This is a genomic window from Nonomuraea rhodomycinica, assembly GCF_013363995.1.
Classification (GTDB): domain Bacteria; phylum Actinomycetota; class Actinomycetes; order Streptosporangiales; family Streptosporangiaceae; genus Nonomuraea; species Nonomuraea rhodomycinica.
This window is the reverse complement of sequence record NZ_JABWGO010000001.1, coordinates 473,890-494,382: the sequence shown is the minus strand read 5'-3', so window position 1 is coordinate 494,382 and position 20,493 is coordinate 473,890. Positions and strand designations below refer to the sequence as shown.

Annotated in this window: 19 protein-coding genes; 6 read left to right on the top strand and 13 right to left on the bottom strand. The window is 73.8% G+C overall.

Annotated features, from left to right (window positions below):
- Nucleotides 1-44: 44 nt before the first annotated feature.
- Nucleotides 45-2,870 (top strand): glycoside hydrolase family 2 TIM barrel-domain containing protein, encoded by a 2,826-nt coding sequence (locus HT134_RS02410; RefSeq protein WP_175598590.1) that lies wholly within the window; start codon nucleotides 45-47, stop codon nucleotides 2,868-2,870.
- 131 nt (nucleotides 2,871-3,001) lie between these two features.
- Here the strand turns inward: HT134_RS02410 and HT134_RS02405 are convergent, their stop codons facing one another.
- Entirely contained in the window at nucleotides 3,002-3,151 is a 150-nt protein-coding gene (locus tag HT134_RS02405; RefSeq protein WP_175598589.1) for a hypothetical protein, read from the bottom strand.
- A 156-nt stretch (nucleotides 3,152-3,307) separates the two neighbouring features.
- Between HT134_RS02405 and HT134_RS02400 the strand changes: the two genes are divergently transcribed.
- On the top strand, nucleotides 3,308-3,901 hold the full coding sequence (locus HT134_RS02400; protein WP_175598588.1) for an RICIN domain-containing protein: 594 nt from the start codon (nucleotides 3,308-3,310) through the stop codon (nucleotides 3,899-3,901).
- A gap of 12 nt (nucleotides 3,902-3,913) precedes the next feature.
- On the opposite strand, the gene menC is transcribed toward HT134_RS02400, so the two are convergent.
- Both menC and HT134_RS02390 read right to left on the bottom strand, forming a co-directional pair.
- Nucleotides 3,914-5,014 (bottom strand): o-succinylbenzoate synthase, encoded by a 1,101-nt coding sequence (gene menC / locus HT134_RS02395; protein ID WP_175598587.1) that lies wholly within the window; start codon nucleotides 5,012-5,014, stop codon nucleotides 3,914-3,916.
- 120 nt (nucleotides 5,015-5,134) lie between these two features.
- Nucleotides 5,135-5,698 (bottom strand): acyclic terpene utilization AtuA family protein, encoded by a 564-nt coding sequence (locus HT134_RS02390; RefSeq protein ID WP_175598586.1) that lies wholly within the window; start codon nucleotides 5,696-5,698, stop codon nucleotides 5,135-5,137.
- A 180-nt stretch (nucleotides 5,699-5,878) separates the two neighbouring features.
- On the opposite strand from HT134_RS02390, the gene HT134_RS02385 reads away from it, so the two are divergent.
- Nucleotides 5,879-6,880 carry a mechanosensitive ion channel family protein gene (locus HT134_RS02385; RefSeq protein ID WP_175598585.1) on the top strand — a complete coding sequence of 334 codons (1,002 nt, stop codon included), beginning with the start codon at nucleotides 5,879-5,881 and terminating at the stop codon, nucleotides 6,878-6,880.
- A 237-nt stretch (nucleotides 6,881-7,117) separates the two neighbouring features.
- Here the strand turns inward: HT134_RS02385 and HT134_RS02380 are convergent, their stop codons facing one another.
- From HT134_RS02380 to HT134_RS02350, 7 genes are all read right to left on the bottom strand, one after another.
- The gene (locus tag HT134_RS02380; RefSeq protein WP_175598584.1) at nucleotides 7,118-7,429 is read right to left on the bottom strand and encodes a DUF6401 family natural product biosynthesis protein; all 312 of its coding nucleotides are present in this window, start codon (nucleotides 7,427-7,429) and stop codon (nucleotides 7,118-7,120) included.
- Nucleotides 7,430-7,521: 92 nt separating this feature from the next.
- Complete coding sequence (locus tag HT134_RS02375; protein ID WP_312887927.1) at nucleotides 7,522-8,607, bottom strand: M24 family metallopeptidase; 1,086 nt, start codon at nucleotides 8,605-8,607, stop codon at nucleotides 7,522-7,524.
- Entirely contained in the window at nucleotides 8,604-9,509 is a 906-nt protein-coding gene (locus HT134_RS02370; protein WP_175598583.1) for an ABC transporter ATP-binding protein, read from the bottom strand. Before HT134_RS02370 ends, HT134_RS02375 begins: the two co-directional genes overlap by 4 nt.
- Complete coding sequence (locus HT134_RS02365; RefSeq protein WP_175598582.1) at nucleotides 9,506-10,291, bottom strand: ABC transporter ATP-binding protein; 786 nt, start codon at nucleotides 10,289-10,291, stop codon at nucleotides 9,506-9,508. The genes HT134_RS02370 and HT134_RS02365 overlap by 4 nt, the downstream gene beginning before the upstream one ends.
- Nucleotides 10,288-11,163, bottom strand: a complete 876-nt coding sequence (locus HT134_RS02360) for an ABC transporter permease (RefSeq protein WP_312887926.1) — start codon at nucleotides 11,161-11,163, stop codon at nucleotides 10,288-10,290. Before HT134_RS02360 ends, HT134_RS02365 begins: the two co-directional genes overlap by 4 nt.
- Nucleotides 11,160-12,239, bottom strand: a complete 1,080-nt coding sequence (locus tag HT134_RS02355; protein ID WP_175598581.1) for an ABC transporter permease — start codon at nucleotides 12,237-12,239, stop codon at nucleotides 11,160-11,162. The genes HT134_RS02360 and HT134_RS02355 overlap by 4 nt, the downstream gene beginning before the upstream one ends.
- Before the next feature lie 19 nt (nucleotides 12,240-12,258).
- Nucleotides 12,259-13,848: an ABC transporter substrate-binding protein gene (locus tag HT134_RS02350; RefSeq protein ID WP_175598580.1), complete on the bottom strand. Its 1,590-nt coding sequence runs from the start codon at nucleotides 13,846-13,848 to the stop codon at nucleotides 12,259-12,261.
- Nucleotides 13,849-13,955: 107 nt separating this feature from the next.
- Between HT134_RS02350 and HT134_RS02345 the strand changes: the two genes are divergently transcribed.
- A complete protein-coding gene (locus HT134_RS02345; RefSeq protein WP_175598579.1) occupies nucleotides 13,956-14,597 on the top strand; it encodes an Lrp/AsnC family transcriptional regulator in 642 nt (213 codons plus the stop codon).
- A 5-nt stretch (nucleotides 14,598-14,602) separates the two neighbouring features.
- Here HT134_RS02345 and HT134_RS02340 read toward each other — a convergent pair whose 3' ends face one another.
- Nucleotides 14,603-14,956 carry an avidin-fold protein gene (locus HT134_RS02340; protein WP_312887925.1) on the bottom strand — a complete coding sequence of 118 codons (354 nt, stop codon included), beginning with the start codon at nucleotides 14,954-14,956 and terminating at the stop codon, nucleotides 14,603-14,605.
- 214 nt (nucleotides 14,957-15,170) lie between these two features.
- On the opposite strand from HT134_RS02340, the gene HT134_RS02335 reads away from it, so the two are divergent.
- Together HT134_RS02335 and HT134_RS02330 are read left to right on the top strand one after the other, a co-directional pair.
- Nucleotides 15,171-15,938: a bestrophin-like domain gene (locus HT134_RS02335; protein WP_175598578.1), complete on the top strand. Its 768-nt coding sequence runs from the start codon at nucleotides 15,171-15,173 to the stop codon at nucleotides 15,936-15,938.
- Nucleotides 15,935-17,308, top strand: coding sequence for a hypothetical protein (locus HT134_RS02330; protein WP_175598577.1), 1,374 nt, complete (start codon nucleotides 15,935-15,937; stop codon nucleotides 17,306-17,308). The genes HT134_RS02335 and HT134_RS02330 overlap by 4 nt, the downstream gene beginning before the upstream one ends.
- 348 nt (nucleotides 17,309-17,656) lie before the next feature.
- On the opposite strand, the gene HT134_RS02325 is transcribed toward HT134_RS02330, so the two are convergent.
- Nucleotides 17,657-18,847, bottom strand: coding sequence for a phospholipase D-like domain-containing protein (locus HT134_RS02325; protein WP_217707146.1), 1,191 nt, complete (start codon nucleotides 18,845-18,847; stop codon nucleotides 17,657-17,659).
- A gap of 692 nt (nucleotides 18,848-19,539) precedes the next feature.
- Nucleotides 19,540-20,328 (bottom strand): protein phosphatase 2C domain-containing protein, encoded by a 789-nt coding sequence (locus HT134_RS02320; RefSeq protein ID WP_175598576.1) that lies wholly within the window; start codon nucleotides 20,326-20,328, stop codon nucleotides 19,540-19,542.
- Nucleotides 20,329-20,493: the final 165 nt, after the last annotated feature.

The following is a 20,493-nucleotide window of genomic DNA, read 5'->3' as shown; positions in this document are numbered from 1 at the left end:
TCATCGCTGACGAAACAGGCCGGAACCTCTAGGCTGGGGCGGCGATGGATCTCGCACACTTCACCCCCGGCTCGGGCCGCCTGGCGCCCCGGGCGGCCCTGCGTTCCGACGCACCCTCCCTCGTCCTCGACGGCATGTGGCGCTTCCGCCTGTCGCCCGCGGCCGACGTGCCGGAGGACTTCGCCGACCCCGACCACGACGACTCCGCGTGGGACGAGCTGCCCGTGCCGTCGCACTGGCCGCTGCACGGCCACGGCGCGCCGGCCTACACCAACGTGTCGTACCCCTTCCCGATCGACCCGCCGCACGTCCCCACCGACAACCCCACCGGCGACTACCGCCGCGCCTTCGACCTGCCCGAGGGATGGAGCGGCGGCCGGCTGCGCTTCGAGGGCGTCGAGTCGTACGCCCGGGTCTGGCTCAACGGCCACGAGCTCGGCTTCACCACCGGCAGCAGGCTGCCCGCCGAGTTCGACGCCGGCCCGTACCTGCGGCCGGGCCGCAACGTCCTGGCCGTCCGCGTCCACCAGTGGTCGGCCGCCAGCTACCTGGAGGACCAGGACATGTGGTGGCTTCCCGGTATCTTCCGGGACGTCACCCTCACCCGCTCCACCGCCGACGTGTTCGTCCGCGCCTCCTACGACGCCGCCACCGGGCGGGGGACGCTGAGCTTCGACGGCCCCGGCCGGCTCAGCGTGCCCGAACTGGGCGTCGACGGCCTGGAGCCCGGCACGCCGGTCACCGTGGACGTGGAGCCGTGGTCCGCCGAGACGCCGCGCCTGTACGACGCCGTCGTGGCCTGCCCGGAGGAGACCGTGCGGCTGCGCGTCGGCTTCCGGACCGTCGCCATCGAGGACGGCGTCCTGCTCGCCAACGGCCGGCCGCTGCTGCTCAAGGGCGTGAACCGGCACGAGTTCCACCCCGAGCACGGGCGCGCCGTGCCGTGCGCGACCATGCGGCAGGACATCCTGCTGATGAAGCGGCACAACGTCAACGCGGTGCGCACCAGCCACTACCCGCCCCACCCCGCGTTCCTCGACCTGTGCGACGAGCTGGGCCTGTGGGTCGTGGACGAGTGCGACCTGGAGACCCACGGCTTCGGCCAGGTCGGCTGGCGCGCCAACCCCACCGACGACCCGCGCTGGGAGGAGGCGCTGCTCGACCGCATGCGCCGCATGGTCGAGCGCGACAAGAACCACCCGAGCGTCGTCATGTGGTCGCTCGGCAACGAGGCGGGCGTCGGCCGCAACCTCGCCGTCATGGCCGCCTGGACGCGCGAGCGCGACCCGTCCCGGCCGATCCACTACGAGGGCGACTGGTCGTGCGCGAACGCCGACGTGTACTCGCGGATGTACGCCGGCCACGCCGAGGTGGAGGCGATCGGGCGCGGCGTCGAGGACCCGCTGCCCGACCCGGAGCTCGACGCGCGGCGGCGCGCGATGCCGTTCCTGCAGTGCGAGTACGCCCACGCGATGGGCCTCGGCCCCGGCGGCCTGGCCGAGTACCAGGAGCTGTTCGAGCGCTACCCGCGGCTGGCCGGCGGCTTCGTGTGGGAGTGGATCGACCACGGCCTCACCCACCCCGAGCACGGGTACGCCTACGGCGGCGACTACGGCGAGCCGGTCCACGACGGCAACTTCGTCATCGACGGGCTCGTCTTCCCCGACCGCACGCCGTCGCCCGGGCTGCTGGACCTGAAGAAGGTGTTCGAGCCGGTCCGCTTCGCCTTCGAGGACGGCGTCGTCCACGTCCGTAACGGGTACGGCTTCCGCGACCTGTCGCACCTGGAGTTCGTGGCCACGGTCGAGGCGGACGGCGAGCAGGTGGCGCGCTTCCCGCTCGACGTGCCCGCCGAGGGCGGCGAGGTCAAGCTGCCCGCCGCGCCGGGTGGCGAGGGGGAGCGGTGGATCACCGTGCGCGCCGTCCTGGCCCGCGACGAGCCGTGGGCCGAGGCCGGGCACGAGGTGGCGTGGGGGCAGACCCGCCTCTCCCCGCCCGCGCCGAACGCGGGTGCGGGCACGGGAGCAGGTGGCGCCGTCGCGAAGCTCGCCGTCACGGAGCTCGCCGGCGGGGGGTTCGCCGTCGGAGGCGGGCGGTTCGACGCCCGCGGCCGGCTCGTGCGGCTGTTCGGGCTCGACGTGGACGGTCCGCGCCTGGAGCTGTGGCGGGCGCCCACCGACAACGACCGCTACGGCGGGCTCGTCGCCGCCTGGCGGGCGACCGGCCTGCACCGGCTCACCCACCGCGTGGACGAGGTCACCTCCGGGGACGCGGGGACCGGCCTGGCCGTGCGCACCCGGGTCGCCCCCGCGGCGACCGACCTCGGCATGCGCGTCACCTACCGCTGGGACGCCGACGGCGACGGCCTCGTCCTGACCGTCGAGGTCGAGCCGGAGGGCGAGTGGACCGGCCCGATCCCCAGGCTCGGCGTCGTCATGGCGCTGCCCGGCGAGCTGGGCGACGTCACCTGGTTCGGCCGCGGCCCCGGGGAGGCGTACCCCGACACCGGGATGGCGGCCCGGGTCGGCCGCTGGTCGGCGACCGTGGACGCCCTGCAGACCCCGTACGTGCGCCCCCAGGAGAACGGGCACCGGGCGGAGGTCCGCTGGGCCACGCTGACCGGGCCCGGCGGGCGGGGCGTGCGGGTGTCGGGTGACCCCGTGTTCGGGCTCACGGCCCGGCGCTGGAGCACGGCCGACCTCGAACGCGCCCGCCACCGGCCCGACCTCGTGCCCGGCGACCGGATCCACGTCAACCTGGACCTCGCCCAGCAGGGCGTCGGCACGGCGAGCTGCGGCCCCGGCGCGCTGCCCGCCTACGACCTGCGGGCCGAGCCGGCCGCCTTCCGGCTGCGCTTCGACCCGGCCTGAGGCCCGGTCCGACACCCGGCCCGAGGCCCGGTCCGACACCTGGCCTGAGGCCCGCTCCCAGGCGCGGCCCGAGCCCTGACCGGTGCGGTACGGGACCCGGGGCCCTCACGGGGGCCCCGGGGACTCCCGGCTCAGTGGCGCTTGGTGCGCAGCTTGTCCAGGAACCGGCGGGCCTTCTCCTGGTTCTGCGGATCGCTCGCCATCCGCTTGGCCTTCTCGATCGTCTGCTGACCCTGAGGGCTGCGCAGGTACCCGCGCAGCTTGTCCATGAGCGTAGCCATGCGCTCCCCCTACCCAGGACGGACGCCAGGAAGCGGCCGGGGCCGGGGACCGAGGCCGTGGCGGTGAGTAGGGGCTACTCATGACGGGGCGCCCCCGCGGAGGCGATGGTGGCCTGGTCCGGCACCACCGCCGGCAACGGAGGCACTGGAGGACCCATGAACGGCGCACGACTCGCCCTCGCCGCAGCCGCCCTGCTCACCGGCATGCTCGCCGCCCCCGGACCGGCCGAGGCGGCGGCCTCCTCGCCCGGGCCCGTCCGCTGGTACCAGATCATCGCCCAGCACAGCGGCAAGTGCCTGGACGTGGCCTACGCCAGCCAGGCGCACGCCGCGAACGTCGTCCAGGGCACCTGCGGCGGCCCGGGCGCCGGCTACAACCAGCAGTGGCGCGTCGTCTTCCGCAACGGCGTCGACGGTCCGGCCCGCATCATCGCCCGGCACAGCGGCAAGTGCCTGGACGTGGCCTACGCCAGCCTGGCGCACGCGGCGAACGTCGTCCAGGGCACCTGCGGGGGCCCGGGCGCGGGCGACAACCAGTTCTGGACCCAGGTGCCGGTCCCCGGGCGCGCGTGGCAGGGGACCGGCGGCCCGGTCCGCCTCGTGGCGCTGCACAGCGGCAAGTGCCTGGACGTCGCCTACGCCAGCCTGGCGCACGCCGCGAACGTCGTCCAGGGCACCTGCGGGGGCCCCGGCTCCGGCGGCAACCAGATCTGGCGCTTCAAGGAGGTCGCCGTCACCTGGAAGAGGTAGGGGAGCGGGACGTCAGAGGGGGATCCACTCGGTGGACGTGGTGACCTCGTCGAGGATCGACGGGACCGGGTCCACGCCCAGGCCGGGCCCGGTGGGCACGTCGAGGTGGCCGTCGCTCAGCTCGAACGGCGCGGTGATGTCGGTGGCGTAGTAACGGCGCGAGGCCGAGGTGTCGCCCGGCAGCGTGAAGCCGGGCAGCGCGGCCAGCGCCACGTTCGCGGCCCGGCCGAGCCCGGTCTCCAGCATGCCGCCGCACCACACCGCGACGCCGTGGGCCCGGCACAGGTCGTGGATGCGCCGGGCCTCCAGGTAGCCGCCGATCCGGCCCGGCTTGATGTTGACGATCGAGCAGGAGCCCAGCTCGATCGCCGCCGCGGCGTGCTCGGCCGACTCGATCGACTCGTCCAGGCAGATCGGGGTGCGCAGCCGCCGCGCCAGGCGGGCGTGCTGCACGAGGTCGTCGTTGGCCAGCGGCTGCTCGATCAGCAGCAGGTCGAACGCGTCGAGCTGGGCCAGGCGGGGGGCGTCCGCCAGCGTGTAGGCGGCGTTCGCGTCCACCTGGAGCAGCAGGTCGTCGCCGAAGCGCTCACGCACCGCGCGGACCGGCTCGACGTCCCAGCCGGGTTCGATCTTCAGCTTGATCCGCACGTACCCCTCGGCGAGGTAGCCCTCGACGGCGTCGAGCAGGCGCGGGACGGAGTCCATGATGCCGACCGACACGCCGCACGGCACCCGGTCGCGCGCCGCGCCGAGGAAGCGGCCGAACGACTCGCCTGACGCGCGCAACTGCGCGTCCAGCACGGCCGTCTCCAGGGCCGCCTTGGCCATGCGGTGCCCCTTGATCGACTCCATGGCCCGCCCGACGGCGTGGACGTCCGGGGAGGGCGGCAGCGCCGGCAGCAGGAAACGGCGGATCACCTCGGCGGCGCCGTCCACGTACTCGGAGGAGTAGAGCGGCTCGGACATCGCCACGCACTCGCCCCAGCCCTCGGCGTCGGGCGTGACGACCCGGACCAGCAGCACGTCGCGGGCCGTCTCGGTGCCGAACGACGTGCGGAACGGCGCCACCAGCGGCATCGCGATCCGCCGCAGCTCAACTCCAGTGATCTTCACGCTGACTCCCTGCTCCACGGGTGCTGGTCCTGGTCAGAGGGCACCCGGCGCGCGGGGCCACCCCGTCCTACCGTAGGCGCTGCGGCCGGGCGCCGGGCCGCCGCCCACGCCGGTCCCGCGCTAGCGGACGTGGGCGGGCTCGCCCGCGCAGGGGGCGATGCGGACACGGTACGGCGCCTCCTGGCTGAGCCGTACCGACTCGAGCAGGACCGTCACCACCGGCGTCGGGTAGCGGCCCGCGCGGAAGCGGGCGGCCAGGCAGGCGAGCACCGCGTCCACCTTCACCTCGCCGTCGAGCGCGGCGCCGCCGTCGCGGCGGATCTCCATGACGCAGGGCGCGCGCTGCCCCGCCAGGGCCAGGCCCGCGACCGTCGCGCCCGCCAGCGCCCCCACGTCCTCGCTCGTCCAGCCGTAGTGCCACATGCCCGCCGCCACGACCACCGCCGCCGGGTCGCCGGGCGCGGTGAGCACCACGTCCACGCCGTCACGCAGCTCCCGGGCGATGGCCTCCGCGCCGCGGGCGATCCGGGTGCCGGTACGCAGCCCCGGCAGGCGCGGGACCACCCCGCCCGCCTCGAAGACGAGCTTGACGCCGGTGCGGAGCCGGCCCGGCCGGCCGTCGCGCCACCCGCAGATGACCATGTCCGCCGAGCCGTGCATGCCCGAGACGCCGATCCGCAGCATGACCTGATCATTACCCTGCGCGTTCGGCGATTACACACCGTGAGGCCGAGGTGGGTGTCGCTTGACCTGCGCCATCGATGTCCGTTATGGCGGTGGGCGCATGTGCGGTCGCGGAGAGTGCGTGAAATGTCCGGTCTTGGGTAGTGCCTTTGCTGCGTTGAATCCTCGAAGGAGGAAGCCGTGAACATCAACTTCGGCCAAGCACTGACGGACGTTCTCCGGCAGATAGCGACGTTCGTCCCCAGGCTGGTCGCCTTCATCGTCATACTCGTCGTCGGCTGGCTGATCGCCAAGGGGTTGGCGAAGGTCGCCGACAAGATCCTGGAGCGGGTGGGCTTCGACCGCGCGGTGCAGCGCAGCGGCATGGGGCGAGTGATGGAGCGCAGCCGCTACGACGCCAGCACCCTGGTCGCGAAGATCATCTACTACGCGATCATTCTGGTGACGCTGCAGATCGCCTTCAGCGTGTTCGGGCCGAACCCGATCTCGGCGCTGCTGACCGGCGTGGTGGCCTGGCTGCCCAAGGCGATCGTCGCGATCATCATCGTGGTGGTCGCCGGTGCGATCGCGGCCGCCGTCCGCGACCTGCTCACCAGCATGCTGGGCGGGCTGTCGTACGGCCGATGGATCGCGACGGCCGCCTCCGTCTTCATCTGGGCGCTGGGCATCATCGCCGCCCTCAACCAGATCGGCGTCGCCACCACGGTGACCACGCCGGTGCTCATCACCGTGCTCGCCACCATCGGCGCCATCCTCGCGATCGGCGTCGGCGGCGGCATGGTGCGGCCGATGCAGGAGCGGTGGGACCGCTGGCTCGCCCGCATGGAGAGCCAGGCGCCCCAGGCGCGGGCGCAGGCCGAGGCGTACCAGCGCGGCCGTGAGGACGCCATGCGGATGGCCCCGGAGACGGAGGCCGCCAGGGCGCCCGAGACGGCCGGTGCGCCGCGGCGCGCCGAGCAGGCGGGCGGCACCCCTCCCTCGGGGCAGGCCATGCCGCCGTCTGGTCAGGGCATGACTCCCGGCGAGCCCATGCCGTCCGGCCAGCCCATGCCTCCCGGCCAGCCCATGGACCCGGGCCGGCCCACCGGCCAGGGCCCGACCGGCCGCGGCGGCGAGGACCGTCCGTGGACCGAGGGCGGCCCGAGAGGCGGCCTCGGCCCCGACCCCGGCCGCGACGTCTGACACGAACACCCGGGCCTCGGGCGCGACGTCTGACACGAACACCCGGGCCCCGGGCGCGACGTCTGAACGAACACCCAGGTCCGGCGCCGGGTCCGGCAGGAATCCCGGCGCCGGACCTGGCGGCGACGTCGGGCACGCGCCCCCGGGCCTGGGCGCGCCCGCGTGGCGCGCCCAGGGCCCGATGCCGACGGGCTCAGGTGGGGGAACCGGCGGGCTCGGGCGGGGAACTCGTCCGGCTCAGGCGGGCGACTCGTCGGCCAGCAGCCCGAGCTCGTGGGTGAGCCAGCAGATGGCGGTCAGCCGGAGGGAGACGGCGTCCGGCTCGCCGCGGAAGGTCCACCCGAGGTGCCGCAGCTCGTCGGCGAAGCCCAGGAGGTAGTCGCCGAGCGTCTCGCGGTCGAGCGCGACCGTGTCGCGCAGCGCCGCCGCGTGCTGGTCCACCGCCGCCAGGAGGCCGGGCTCGCCCGCCATCCGTTCCAGCTGGGCGCGCCCCAGGGTGTCCATCAGCCACCGCAGGGGAGTCTCCGCCCATCCCTTCTCAAACAACACCCAAACAACCTTAAAGATGATTTATCCGGCATGGTTGCATAGAACCGTACATCAGGGTCAGGGGCGGCCACGAGCCCCGGGGCCGAGCACCGTCAGCGGTCCAGCACCCACAGCGTCCCCGCCCCCGCCGGCACCCCCGCGTCACTGCAGGTCCAGGCCCCCGCCTCCGCGCCCGCGTCCAGCGGCGCCGCCCCGTCCGGCACGCACGCCACCACGTCCGCCACCCGAGCCCCGAACAGCTCCGGCACGTAGATCGCCGGCTCCACGCACAGCGTCATCCCCGCCTCCAGGAGCGTGTCGTCGCCCGCCCGCAGCCACGGCCCCTCCTGGTGGCTCAGGCCGACCCCTCTCCCCGCGTGCGGGGCGGCGAACCGGCCGTAGCCGCTGCCGTCGATCACCTCACGCGCCGCCGCGGCCACCTCCGAGGCCGCGACACCCGGCCGTACCGCCCGCCGGGCCGCGGCGTGCGCGGCCAGCACCACCGAGTACATCGCCTCGAAGTCGTCCGGCGGCTCCGCCACCGCGTAGACCCGCGCCACCTCCGCGCAGTACCCGTCCCACCGCCCGCACAGCGACACGTGCAGCGCGTCACCCGGATTGATCACCCGGTCGCCGGGCCGGTGCGCCGGCCGGGCGGTGTGCTCGCCCGCAGCCACCACCACCGACACGACCTCCTCGCAGCCGGACTCCAGCAGCATCCCGGCCAGCCGCCACGCCATCGCCCGCTCGGTCGCGCCGAACCAGGCCAGCTCCCGCGCCCGCGCCAGCACCTCACCCGCCGCGCGGGCCGCCCGCGCCACCGCCGCGACCTCGTCCGGCTCCTTGCGCAGCCGCAACCGGGCCAGCACGGCCGCCGCCGGCACCAGCTCGGCCTCCAGCGAGAGCCCGAACAGCTCCCGCACCCGCATCTCCGGGTCCACCCCGACCCGCCGGGCCCCGGCCGGGACCAGCAGGTCCGGCTCGCCCGTCTCCTCGCACACCTCCGGCGTGACCACGAGGAAGGCGCCGCCCGATCCGCCGAGGAAGCGGAAGTCGGGCGACGGGCGCAGCACCAGCGCGTCCACCCCCGCGGCCGCCATGGCGGCCCGCACGGCCGCGAGCCGCCCGCCGCCCGTACCCTCCGCGGGCCGCACATCGCCGCCCGCGCCGTCCGCGAGCCGCCCCCCGCCGGTCGTCACGCGGGCTCGTGCAGCCAGCAGGCCACCGGGCCCGGCTCGGGCTCCTTCACCCGGCACACGTCCATCGCGAACGGGCAGCGCGGATGGAACCGGCACCCCTCCGGCGGCGCGGCCGGGTCCGGCACGTCCCCGGTCAGCTCCTCCGGGAGCACGCCCATGCCGTCGGGCTTGGGGATCGCCCGCAGCAGCGCCTGCGTGTACGGATGGCGCGGGTCGTCCCACACCTCGGCCGTGTCGCCGATCTCGACGATCCGGCCCAGGTACATCACGGCGATCCGGTCGGCGATCAGCCGCACCACCGACAGGTCGTGGCTGATGAACAGCAGCCCCGCGCCCGAGTCCACCGCCAGGTCCCGCATCAGCGTGGCGACCTGCGCCTGCGCCGAGGCGTCCAGCGCCGAGATCGGCTCGTCGCCGATCAGCATCCGCGGCCGGGCCGCCAGCGCCCGCGCGATCGCGATCCGCTGCCGCTGCCCGCCCGAGAACTCGTGCGGGTGCCGCCCGGCGAACTCGCGCGGCAGCCCCACCCGCTCCAGCAGGTCGGCCGGGTCCGTCTCGCCGTCGCGCGCGGTCCGCAGGCCGTCGGCGATCTGGTCGCCGACGCGCCGGCGCGGGTTCAGCGACGCGTACGGGTCCTGGAACACCATCTGGACGCCCGTCAGCGTACGGCGGCGCAGCCCCAGCGGCGTGACCGGCACGCCCTCGAACGTGATCGACCCCTCGGTGACCGGGTTCAGCCCGCACACCGCGCGGGCCAGCGTCGACTTGCCGCACCCCGACTCGCCGACCAGCCCGACGACCTCGCCGGGCCGCACCGTGAGACTGGCCCCCGCCACCGCCCGCACCACCGGACGCCCGGGGGAGCGGTGCTCGACCACCAGATCCTTGATTTCCAGCGTCATGCGGTCTCCCCAGGCAGCGAGTCCAGCAGCGAGCGGGTGTAGGCGTGCGACGGCTCCCGCAGCACCTTGCCGCGCGGCCCCGTCTCGACGACGAGCCCGTCCTTCATCACGCTCACCTCGTCGGCGATCGCCGACATGACCCCGAGGTCGTGGGTGACCAGCAGCACCGCCAGCCCCAGCTCGTCGCACAGCCCGCGCAGCAGCCGCAGCACGCCGGCCTGCACGGTCACGTCGAGCGCGGTCGTCGGCTCGTCGGCGATGAGCACCCGCGGCGAGCAGGCCAGCGCGATCGCGATCGCGATGCGCTGGCGCATGCCGCCCGAGAACTGGTGCGGGAAGCGGCCGTACGCCTCCTCGGCGCCCGGGATGCGGACCTTGCCGAGCAGCTCCACCGCCCGGGCCCGCGCCTCGCGCTTGTCCAGCTTGAGGTGGTGGCGCATGTGCTCGGTGAGCTGCCTGCCCACCGACAGCATGGGGTGCAGACTCGTGGCCGGGTCCTGGAAGACCATGGCCACCTCGCCGCCGCGCACCTTGTTCAGCTCACGGGGCGGCAGCGTCAGCAGGTCGCGCCCGCCGAGCGCGATGCGGCCGGTGGCGCGCGCGCCGTGCGGCAGCAGACCCAGCACGGCCAGGCCGGTCATGGTCTTGCCGGACCCGCTCTCCCCGGCCAGGCCGTGGACCCGGCCCTCCTGGAGCGACAGGTCCACGCCGCGCAGGATCTCCCTGCCGCCGATCGTGACCTTCAGGCCGGTGATGTCCAGCGTCGTCTTGCCGGTGCTCACAGCGCACGCTCCTTGATGGCGCGGGCCGTACGCGGGTCGAGGGCGTCGCGCAGGGTGTCGCCGAGGAAGTTGAACGCGAGCACCACCGTCAGGATCGCCAGGCCCGGGAACGTCGCGACCCACCAGCTGTCGAACACCTCGACGCCGCCCGCCACCATGGCGCCCCACTCGGGCGACGGCGGCTTGGCGCCCAGGCCGAGGAACGACAGACCCGACAGCAGCAGCAGCGCGGTGCCGATGTCCAGCGTCGCCAGCACCAGGACCGGGCCGGTGACGTTCGGCAGCACGTCCACGCGCAGCGAGCGCCAGGCCGAGAAGCCCAGCAGCCGCCCGCTCAGCACGAACTCCCGCTCCCGCACCCCCAGCACCAGGCCGCGGGTGACGCGGGCGTAGGCCGGCCAGGCGACGACCAGCACGGCCAGCACCGCGTTGACCAGGCTCGCGCCCAGCGCCGCGGCCACCACCATGGCCAGGATGACCGTGGGGAAGGCGAACACCAGGTCCGCCACCCGCATGATCGTCTCGTCGGCCCACCGGCCGAAGTAGCCGGCGCAGGCGCCGAGCAGGCCGCCGATCAGCACCGACAGCACCACCAGCAGCAGCGTCAGTGGGATCGACACCCGCGCGCCGTACAGGACCCGGCTGAGGATGTCGCGGCCGAGCTGGTCGGTGCCGAACCAGTGCCCGGGACCGGGCGGGGCCAGGCGCGGCAGCTCCTGCGCCAGCGGGTCGTGGGGCGCCCGCAGCGGCGCCGCGAGCGCGACGACCAGCCAGGCCAGCGCCACCACGCCGCCCACGACGGCCAGCGGCTGCCGCCACGCCTCGGGCAGCCGCCCGAGCAGGCCCTTGCGGGCCAGGGGATCGCGTTTCACTGGAGCCTCACACGCGGGTCGATGACGCCGTACAGCACGTCCACGATCAGGTTGATGACGAGGTAGACCACGCCCACGACCAGGCCGACGCCCATGACGGCGGGCAGGTCGAGGGTGGTGGCGCTCTTGTAGGCGTACTGACCGATGCCCGGCCAGGCGAAGATCGCCTCGACCAGCACGGTGCCGGACAGCAGGCTGCCGAACGCCAGGCCCGCCACCGTGATGACCGGCACCAGCGCCGAGCGCAGCACGTAGCGGAACAGGATCACCCGGCCGGGCAGGCCCTTGGCCCGCGCCGCCCGCACGTAGTCCTGCCCGAGCACCTCCAGCACCGCCGAGCGGGTGAACCGCGTCAGCAGGCCGATCGTGTAGAGCGCCAGCACCAGCGCCGGGGTGATCAGGTGGCCGACGGCGGAGACGAAGACGTCCCACCGGCCGGCGATCAGCGCGTCCACCGTCTGCAGCCCGGTCACCGCCGGCGCCTCGCCGATCGCCGGGTCCACCCGGCCGCTGCCGGGCGTGATCTGCAGCCGGTAGAAGAACACGTAGAACGCCACCAGCGCCAGCCAGAACGTCGGCACCGAGATGCCGATCAGGCTCAGCACGCGCAGCACGTGGTCCGGCAGCCGGTCGCGGCGCAGCGCCGCGACCACGCCGAAGGCCACGCCCAGCACCAGCGACACGGCGATCGCCGCGCCCGCCAGCTCCAGCGTCGCCGGCACGAACTGCGCCAGGTCCTCGGCGACCGGCCGGTGGCTCTGCTGGCTGACGCCGAAGTCGCCCTGGACGACGCCGCGCAGGTGCAGCACGTACTGCTCCCACAGCGGCTTGTCCAGGCCGTGCTCGGCGCGCCACTGCGCCACGATGGCGGGGTCGCCGAGCGCCCGCTGACCGAGGTTGGCGGTCACCGGGTCGCCCGGCACCAGGTTCGTCAGGACGAACGTCACCAGCGTGATGCCCCAGGCCAGCAGCACGGCGGTCAGGATCCTCCGGAAGAGGAACCGGGCGAGCGGGTGCACGCCCCGCCTGCTCCTGACCCGGGGCGCGGCGTCCGCGCTCTCCTTGGCGGACGTCATGGCCGACACGTCACGAGCCTCACTTGCCGGCCAGGTCGGCGACGTCCACCGTCCACACCGGGTGGTACTCCAGGCCGGTGACGGAGGTGGCGGTCACGATGTTCTGGCTCGGCTGGATCAGCGGCACGAACGGGCTGGAGGCGTTGAGCTGCTTCTGCAGGTCGGCGTACGCCTGCTTGCGCGCGTCCTCGCCGACCGCCGCCGCGGCCTTGTCGCCGGCGGCCGAGGCCGCCTTGTCGGCGTCCTCCTTCCAGCCGGCCCGCAGGCCGACCGTCTTGCCGGGCAGGAACGCCAGGTAGTCGCTCGGGTCCGGGTAGTCCGGGCCCCAGTACCACAGGCCCATCTCCTCCTTGCCGTTGCGGTAGTTGTCCAGGGCCGTGGTGACCGGCGCCGGCTGGAGGTCCACGGTGATGCCGACCTCCTTGAGGTTGGCCTGGATCCGCTCGGCCAGCGGCTGGAACGACAGGCCGTTGACGGTCAGCTCGCTCGGGTACTCCAGCTTGACCGTCGGGTTGGACAGGCCGCTGGCCGCCAGCGCCGCCTTGGCCCCCGCGACGTCCCGCTTGGTCGCCTGGTCGGCGCCGAGCGCGCCGAGCAGCTGCGACGGGATCACGCCCGGCGTCTGCGTCGCGCCCTCGCCGGCCAGCTCCAGCAGGCCCGCGTAGTCGACGCCCTTGCGCACGGCCTCGACGAACTTGGGGTTCGGCGTGGTCTTGCTGATGCCGGAGTCCTGGTTGGCGAACAGGAAGATGACGTTGGCGGAGGCGGTCTTCTTGACCGAGAGGTTCGCCGGCATGCCGGTGACCTGGTCGCCCGACAGGTTCAGCGCCACCTGGCTGTCGCCGCGCTGCACGTTGAGCTTCTGCGTGGCGGCCTCGACGTTGCGGATGACGACCTTGTCGTAGAACGGCTTGGTCCCGTAGTACTTGTCGTTCTTCTTGAGCACCACCTGGCTGCTCACGTTGAACGACTCGATCTGGTACGGGCCCGAGCCGGCGGAGGAGGAGTTCAGGTACTGCTCGGCCTTGTCCTGGGAGTCGGCGGTGGCGCCGTGCGACTTGGCGAGCTTGCTGTTGAGGATGCCGAGCGCGGGGTTCGGCAGGATGTACGGCAGCGCCGGGTTGGCCTGCTTCGAGGTCAGCGTGACGGTCGAGTCGTCGGTCTTGGCCACCTCGACGCCGTCCAGCAGGAACGACGGGGTGCCCTTCATGTCGCGTACGCGGGTCAGCGAGAACACCACGTCGTCGGCCGTGACGGGCGAGCCGTCGGCGAAGGTGGCGCCCTTCTTCAGCTTGAGCGTGAGGACCTTGCCGTCCTCGGACAGCTCGTAGGACTCGGCCAGCGCCGGGACCGGCTTGGTCACGTCCGAGCCCTCGAAGGTGAGCAGCGTCTCGTACGCGGCCTTGCCGATGATCAGCCCGGTCGGCTCGTAGGTGCGCCCGGGGTCGGCGGTCTTGAGGTCGAACGAGGTGTCGATGACCAGCGTCTTGCCGCCGCCCTGCGCGGTGGAGCCGCTGCCGCTGCTCTTCCCGGAGCCGCCGCTGCCGCAGGCGGCGAGAGCGAGTGCACCGGCGAGCAGTACGGCCGCCGTCTGCGAGCGGGTCGCCATAGGGTCCTCCAGTTGGACGATCAGTCGAAAGGTGTCCAGGATTGTCCGGCAGAACGTCCAGGACCTGTGTGGTCCCCGAGACGTATATAAATAGTCAAGGGGTAACAATGAGTGATATTTCCAGGAATGGTGGCGGGCCTGGCGGCCCGCCTGGACGGATCGGCATCGGCCTCGAGCTCGACTCGGTCCATATGAAGATCCTCGAGGTCCTGCGCGAGAACGGCCGGATCTCGGTGTCGGCGCTGGCCGAGCGGGTGGGCATCTCCCGCGCCAACGCCTACACCCGCTTCGAGGCGCTGCGCGCGGACGGCGTCATCAAGCGGTTCACCGCCGAGATCGACCACGTCCGCACCGGCCTGGGCATCACCGCCCTGATCTTCGTCACCGTGCGGCAGCAGATGTGGCGGCAGTTCCGGGCCGAGCTGGCCCGCATGCCGGAGGTCGAGTACTGCGCGATCACCACCGGGCAGCACGACGCCATGATCCAGGTGCGGGTGGCCGACGTGGCCGAGGTCCACACCATGGTCACGGACCGGCTGGCCAACATCCCGGCCGTCAAGGCCACCGAGACGGTGTTCATCCTGGACGAGGTGCTCAGGCGGCCGTACGTGCTGCCGAGCGACCGCGACGCCCGCGCCAACCGGCCCGTCCGCCGGATGCCGCAGGAGGCGCAGGGGGACGTGCCCCTGGGCAAGATGCGCTTCGTCGGCGCGGCGGAGGGCCGTGCGGCCCTCCGCAAGGACGACTGACCTGATCAGGAGGCGGACGGCACCTCGGTGCACACGCTCACGTGCCGCGTGTCGTCCCCCTCGAACTGGAACTCCTCGACCAGGCGCAGCCGCCCGTCGTCCTCGCGCTCGACCCGGCTGACGCTCTGGCCGCCGGCCCTGCCGCCCGCCTTCAGGGCGTGGACGTACGAGATGGTCACGACGTCGCCCTCGCGGCTGCCGACGAAACGCCCCACCGTGACGGTGTCGCCCTCGTAGTCCCCCCACACCACCCCGTCGGACTCCCAGTAGCGGAACGCGGTGGGCTGCTCGGGGTCCACCGCGCTCGCGGTCGAGCTCACCATGACGAACCTGCGGCCGTTCAGAAGGTTGTTCTCCACGCGCGGCATGATCCTGCTCTTCTTCTGACAACGAGGGCGCGCCTGGACGAATGGCACAGTCAGAACGGCGTCGCGGTCGATCCGTCCAGCCGCGCGCCGCGCACGACCCCGCCGGGCGCCGATCCTTGCTTTCCGGTTATCACGACTTCATCTTTGAACGCGGACTGTGATAGTCAAGTGACGTTCCGTATCCGGCAGGCGACAGGAGATCGTTATGGTGGCGTACGCGCTCGCGATCGCGGCGGCGGTGGGTGTGGTGGCGCTCACCGCGCTCGTGTACAGGATGACGGGCCGCGGTGAGGACGACCGCCAGCCCGACGGTCCTTCGGCGGGCCACGCCGGCGCGATGCTGTCGGCGCTGTTCCTGCTGGTCTTCGCGATCGCCGTCATCGTGCCGTGGACCACCGCCGACGCCGCCCGGCAGAACGCCCAGGCCGAGAGCCAGGCCGCGGTCGACGCCTACTGGGCCGCCGCCGCGCTGCCCGGCACCGCCCCCGGCCTCGTCCGCGCCGGGCTGCGCGACTACGTCACGTTCGTGGTCGGCGACGAGTGGCCCGCCATGGAGCAGGGGCGCATGCACCCGGTCGGCACGGAGCGGCTCGACGCCCTGCGCGCCCGGGTCGCCGCCATCGCGACGGACGACGACGACGCCAAGGACGCCAAGGACGCGGTCCTCGACCACGTGGCCGCCGTGTCGGCCGCCCGCTCCCAGCGCGCCGCCGACGCCGCCGCCACCCCGCCGCCCGGCCTGCTGCTCCTGACGATCCTGACCGGGATCGTGGTCATCGTCTTCCCGTTCCTGGCCGGGGCCCGGCCGCGCGGCATGGCGCTCGCCCCGCTCGTGGCGATGGCCGCCCTGCTGGGCTTCGGCACCTACCTGACGTGGGACATCTCGCACGTCTTCGCGGGACCGCTGGCGGTGGGGCCGGACGCGTTCAAGGCGGCGCTGCAGGAGTTCGCCCGCATCGGCGGAGGCGTGTGACCGTGGGCGCCCGGCGCACGCAGCTCTTCCTGTCCGGCACGCTGCTGGCCTTGTACGTGGGCGTCCCGGCCGCGGCCGCCCCCTTCACCGCGCAGACGGCCGCCGGGGCCCCGCCCGCGGCCGCCTCCGGCACGACCGGGCTCGCCGGGACGCGCGTCCTCGCGGGCGGCGCTGCCCCGGCCGGTCGCGCCGGCATTCCGCGCGCGCGAGCTTGGGGAGACGCCGTGCCCGGGAGCGCCATGACGGCCGGCGGCCTGCCCGGGGGAGGTTCTCGGACGGGCGGTCTGTCTGCGGGAGGTTCTCCGACGGGCGGCCTGCATGCGGGAGTCTCTCCGACGGGCGGCTCGGAGTCGCCGAGGGGCTCCTTCGCGGCGGCGGCGGCCCTGGGTCCGCTGGCGGCGCCGCTGTTCACCCGTGCCGCCATGCGCGACGACGACGGCCGGGGGAGCGGCCCCGCGGCGGCGGGCGGGCCGGCGGACGGCGACGGCCGGGGCGACCCCGGCGGCCTCGCGCAGGCGACGGACGGCAGCCGGGGCGACGACGGCGACCGAGACGGCGCGGAGGCGGCGACCGGCAGGCGGGGCGGCGCGGAGGCGACGACCGGCAGGCGGGGCGACCCCGGCGGCCTCGCAGGGGTGACGGGCGGCAGCCGGGGCGGCGGCGCCGCCGAGCCGAGGGCCTTGGTCGACGTCCACACGTCGGTGGGCGGTTCAGGCCGCGAGCGGGACCCCGGCGACCAGACCGGAGCCCGGCGCGCGAGGAGCGGCGGGGAGCCGCTCGTCGACATCGCCGGGGTACGGGTCGGGGCCGGCACTCGGGAAGACGACCGGGACGACGACCCGGGAGACGGCCGGCGAGGCGGCGGCCTGGCCGTGTGCGCCGACCTGCCGGTGGCCTTGGTCCACATCGGCTCCTGCGGCCCGCCTCCCGGGCCGGTCTGCGTGGACGTGCCGCCGGTGGTGAGCGTCGAGATCGGCTCCTGCGGCCGGGCCCGTGCCGTGCCCGCCCCGACGGTCACCCCGTCGCCCACCGCCACGCCCGCCCCGACCCGCGCCCCCACGCCCCGGGTGACGCCGACACGCCGCCCCGCGCCCACGCGGAGTGCCGCCCCGGTGCCGAGCTCGGCGCCGGTCCGCACCCCGGCACGGCACACCGTACGCGCCGCTGCGCCGGAGCCGTCCGCGACCACCTCGCCGAAGGCGGAGCCGACACCGGAGCCCACGCCCGCCCGCGTGGCGGCCCATCCGCCGCGCGAGCCGGCCGCCGCCCCGGCCCGCAAGCGCCACAGCCCCCTCGGATCGGTGCTCGTCATGGTGGTGGTGACGACCCTGATCGCCTCCACGACAGCCGTCGCCTTCTCCACCCGCTGACGAGACCCGCAGGTCTCGAGTAGGGGAACGGGCGACCGGCCGCTGAAGGTCCGGGAACGCGGATGAAGGTCCGGGAACGCGGATGAAGGTGCGCGGGAGCGCGGGTGAAGGCGCGGGAGCGCGTGTGAAGGTGCGGGAGGGCGGATGAAGGTGCAGGAACGCGGGCGAAGGTGCGGGAGCGCGGCGAAGGTCGGGGAGGGCGGGTGAAGGTTCGGGAACGCGGGTGAAGGTCGGGGAGGGCGGATGAACGTGCTGGAGCGTGGTTGAAGGTTCGGGACGCGGGCGGCGAACGCGCCCCACCCGGCCCCGGGACGGCGGGACCCGTGCGGCCACGCCGTCCCGAGGAAGTCAGGAGGCGACCGGAGCGACCGATCGCATGCGTTCGAAGTTCGCCACGTACTGCTGGTAGATGGTTCTGTCGTTGAGCCGCAGCAGCGTCTCGTCGTTGCGGCGCAGCGACGTCTCGATGTAGTTGTGGCTGCCGGTGAACACCCAGTGGGCGTCCCGGTCGCCGTCGTAGGAGCCCTCGACGAGCAGGTACTTGGAGTGGACGCGGCCGGGCAGCGCGCCGCCGTCGCCGAGCACGCGCAGCTCGACGCGTGGTTCGGCCAGCAGGAGCCGCTTGACCTCGTCCGCCATGATCCCGTAGACGATCCGCACGGTGCAGCCGCGGACCGCCAGGTCGCGCAGGCGCTCCGGGATCGCGACGCGGTAGGTGTCCCACTCCGACATGCCGACGCGGATCGTCGTGCCGCCCTCGCAGGAGACCTTGTCGAGGTGTTCGACGATGGGGTCGGTGGTGGCGTCCGTGCCGGCGCGGGGGAAGAAGTGGGCGCGTACGGAGCCGCCCGGCCCGCCGGTCGTGGTGACGCGGTAGTAGTCGGGGTTCTTGCGCTCGGCCGCCAGGTCGGCGAAGTAGCCGGCGTACGCCGCGTACAGGCGCTTGTTGCCGGGCAGCACGACCGCGTTGTTCCAGTACGTCGTGGAGTTGAGGTCGGTCAGGTTGGCCGACGACTGCACCACCACGTCGGAGGCCGTCCCCGTGCGGGAGAACAGGTAGAACTTGTTGTGCTGGCCCTTGTTCCCGATGCACGCGGCGGTGCCGCCGGACGGCGGGCCGGTGCAGACGTGCGTCCACGAGCCGGCCGAGGTGTCGGTGCCCAGCTCGGCCGTGAGCTGCCGGGCCACGGCGGCGCCGCGCGTGTCGCCGTCCAGGATGACCTGAACGCCGACGCCGCGCCGATGGGCCTTGACCAGTTCGCCGGCGAACTCGGTGCCCGCCCTGCCCGACATGACGAAGTGGGCGACCTGGATGCGCCCTCCCGCGGGCGTCTGCTTGACGAGCCCGCAGAGCATGGTCACGATGGCGGCCCCGTCGCCGCCCGCCGGATCGTTGAACACCGCGCCGGTGGTCACGGGGGTCGCCGGCGCGTCCGCGCAACTGGTCACGGCGTTCGCGGCGGCGGTGCCGGTCGCGGTCGACGCGGCCGCGGCCAGGACGGCTCCGGCCGCCAGCACCGACAGGATCTTGCCTTGCATGGATCACTCCTTCACGCGGCGGCCGTGTCGCCCGCCGTCGTCATCGCGGTCGGGACGGCTCCGGGGAAGCGACAGGCGACCGGGTGACCCGTGTCCCGGTCGATCGGTGCCGGTTGCTCGTCCCGGGCATGATCCTGGGGCCGCCGGCGGCGCGTACGGAAACGGCAGCCTGAAGGGGGAGACAACGGTGAGGGAACATCGCCGTCGGCACGGTCTCCCCACGCTCGGCACCACACCGGCTGTCCGCTCTTGGCACCAGGCCGCCCGTCCACTCTCGGGGCCGCGCCGGGCGTCCACGCTCAAGGCCGCGCCGGGCGTACGCGCTCGGGGCCGCGCCGGGCGTACGCGCTCGGGGCCGCGTCACCCGTCCAGGCTCGAGGCCCCGCTGGGAGTCCAACGCCGAGGGCGCCAGTCATCCACGATTGGGGAGGTCGGCATCAGGACCCGCGTTCACGAGCCGAAGGCATCGCCGTGGACCTCTACGGGCCGGAGGCATCGCCGTGGACTTCTACTGGTGGGGGATCGCGGTGGACCTCTACGGGTGGGAGGGTCGCCCACACCTCGTCCATGGCGCCGCTCACGACGACCTTGCCGAGGCACATGACCGCGGCCTGGGGGCGGCGGTTCCGGGATCGCGGTGAGTCGCGGGAGTGTGGTGGTGGGTTGGTGGCTTGTCAGGGGTGTGGTGGCCGTCAGGTGGCGGGGATGGGCAGAATCCAGGCGGCGGTGGCGTCGTCGTGGACCTTGGCCGGTCGCGGCGGTCCGTAGGCGAGCTCGGCCTCGCGGACGTCGGCGAGCAGGCTCGCCGGGCCGCGCTCGGTCAGCGTGTCGAGCACCTGCTCCCACGACCGGCCGTACCACTCGACCAGCCTCGTCACGCCGTCCGTGAACATGCCGATCCCCGTCACGTCGGCCACCGGCACGGAGCCGGTCAGGGCCTCGGCGGCGGCGTGCGGCGCGGTGGAGGCCACCCAGAACCCGTCTGGCTGGTTGCGCAGCGACCGGATCAGCTCCAGACGGTAGGGATGTCCGCCCGGCAGATGATCCAGACGGTCGTCGGCGACGACGGTGACGGACCCGTCCCGACGCCGGATGGCGATGGGGGAGTCGCACAAGACGAGGTAGTCGACGTGGTCGCCGGTGCGCCGGACGATGGCGATGGTGGCCGAGGGCGAGTCGGGGTTGAGAAGGTCGCAGCCGCCGCCGTGGGCGCGCATGGTCGCATGGATGGCCTCATCGAGGACCCGCGTCAGCGGCCAGGGCTCCTCGATGCGTGCGGCGACGGCCATGGCGAGGGTGCGGACCAGCCAGCGCACATCGTGGACGCACCCGGAGTCGACGCCCCGCGGCGCCGTCGCTCCGTCGAGAACCGCGATCCAGGCCGGCCCGGTGACGAGGTAGTCCTCGTTGGCGCCACCGGGCGCGGCGGTCGTGGCGTGGTTGACGTGCAGCACCGGTCTCCCCCGTCGGTCGTACGACATCTCTGCTCATGGGTACGTACAGCCTGACATGGAGCCCGGCCACGCGCCTCCATCAAGATCGACGCGACGTCACCATTTGCGCCCCTTGCCCGACCCCAGGCGTGCTGCCCCCCAGGCGTGCTGCCCAGCCACGCGCTGTCCCCGCCACGTGCTGCCGCGCCACGC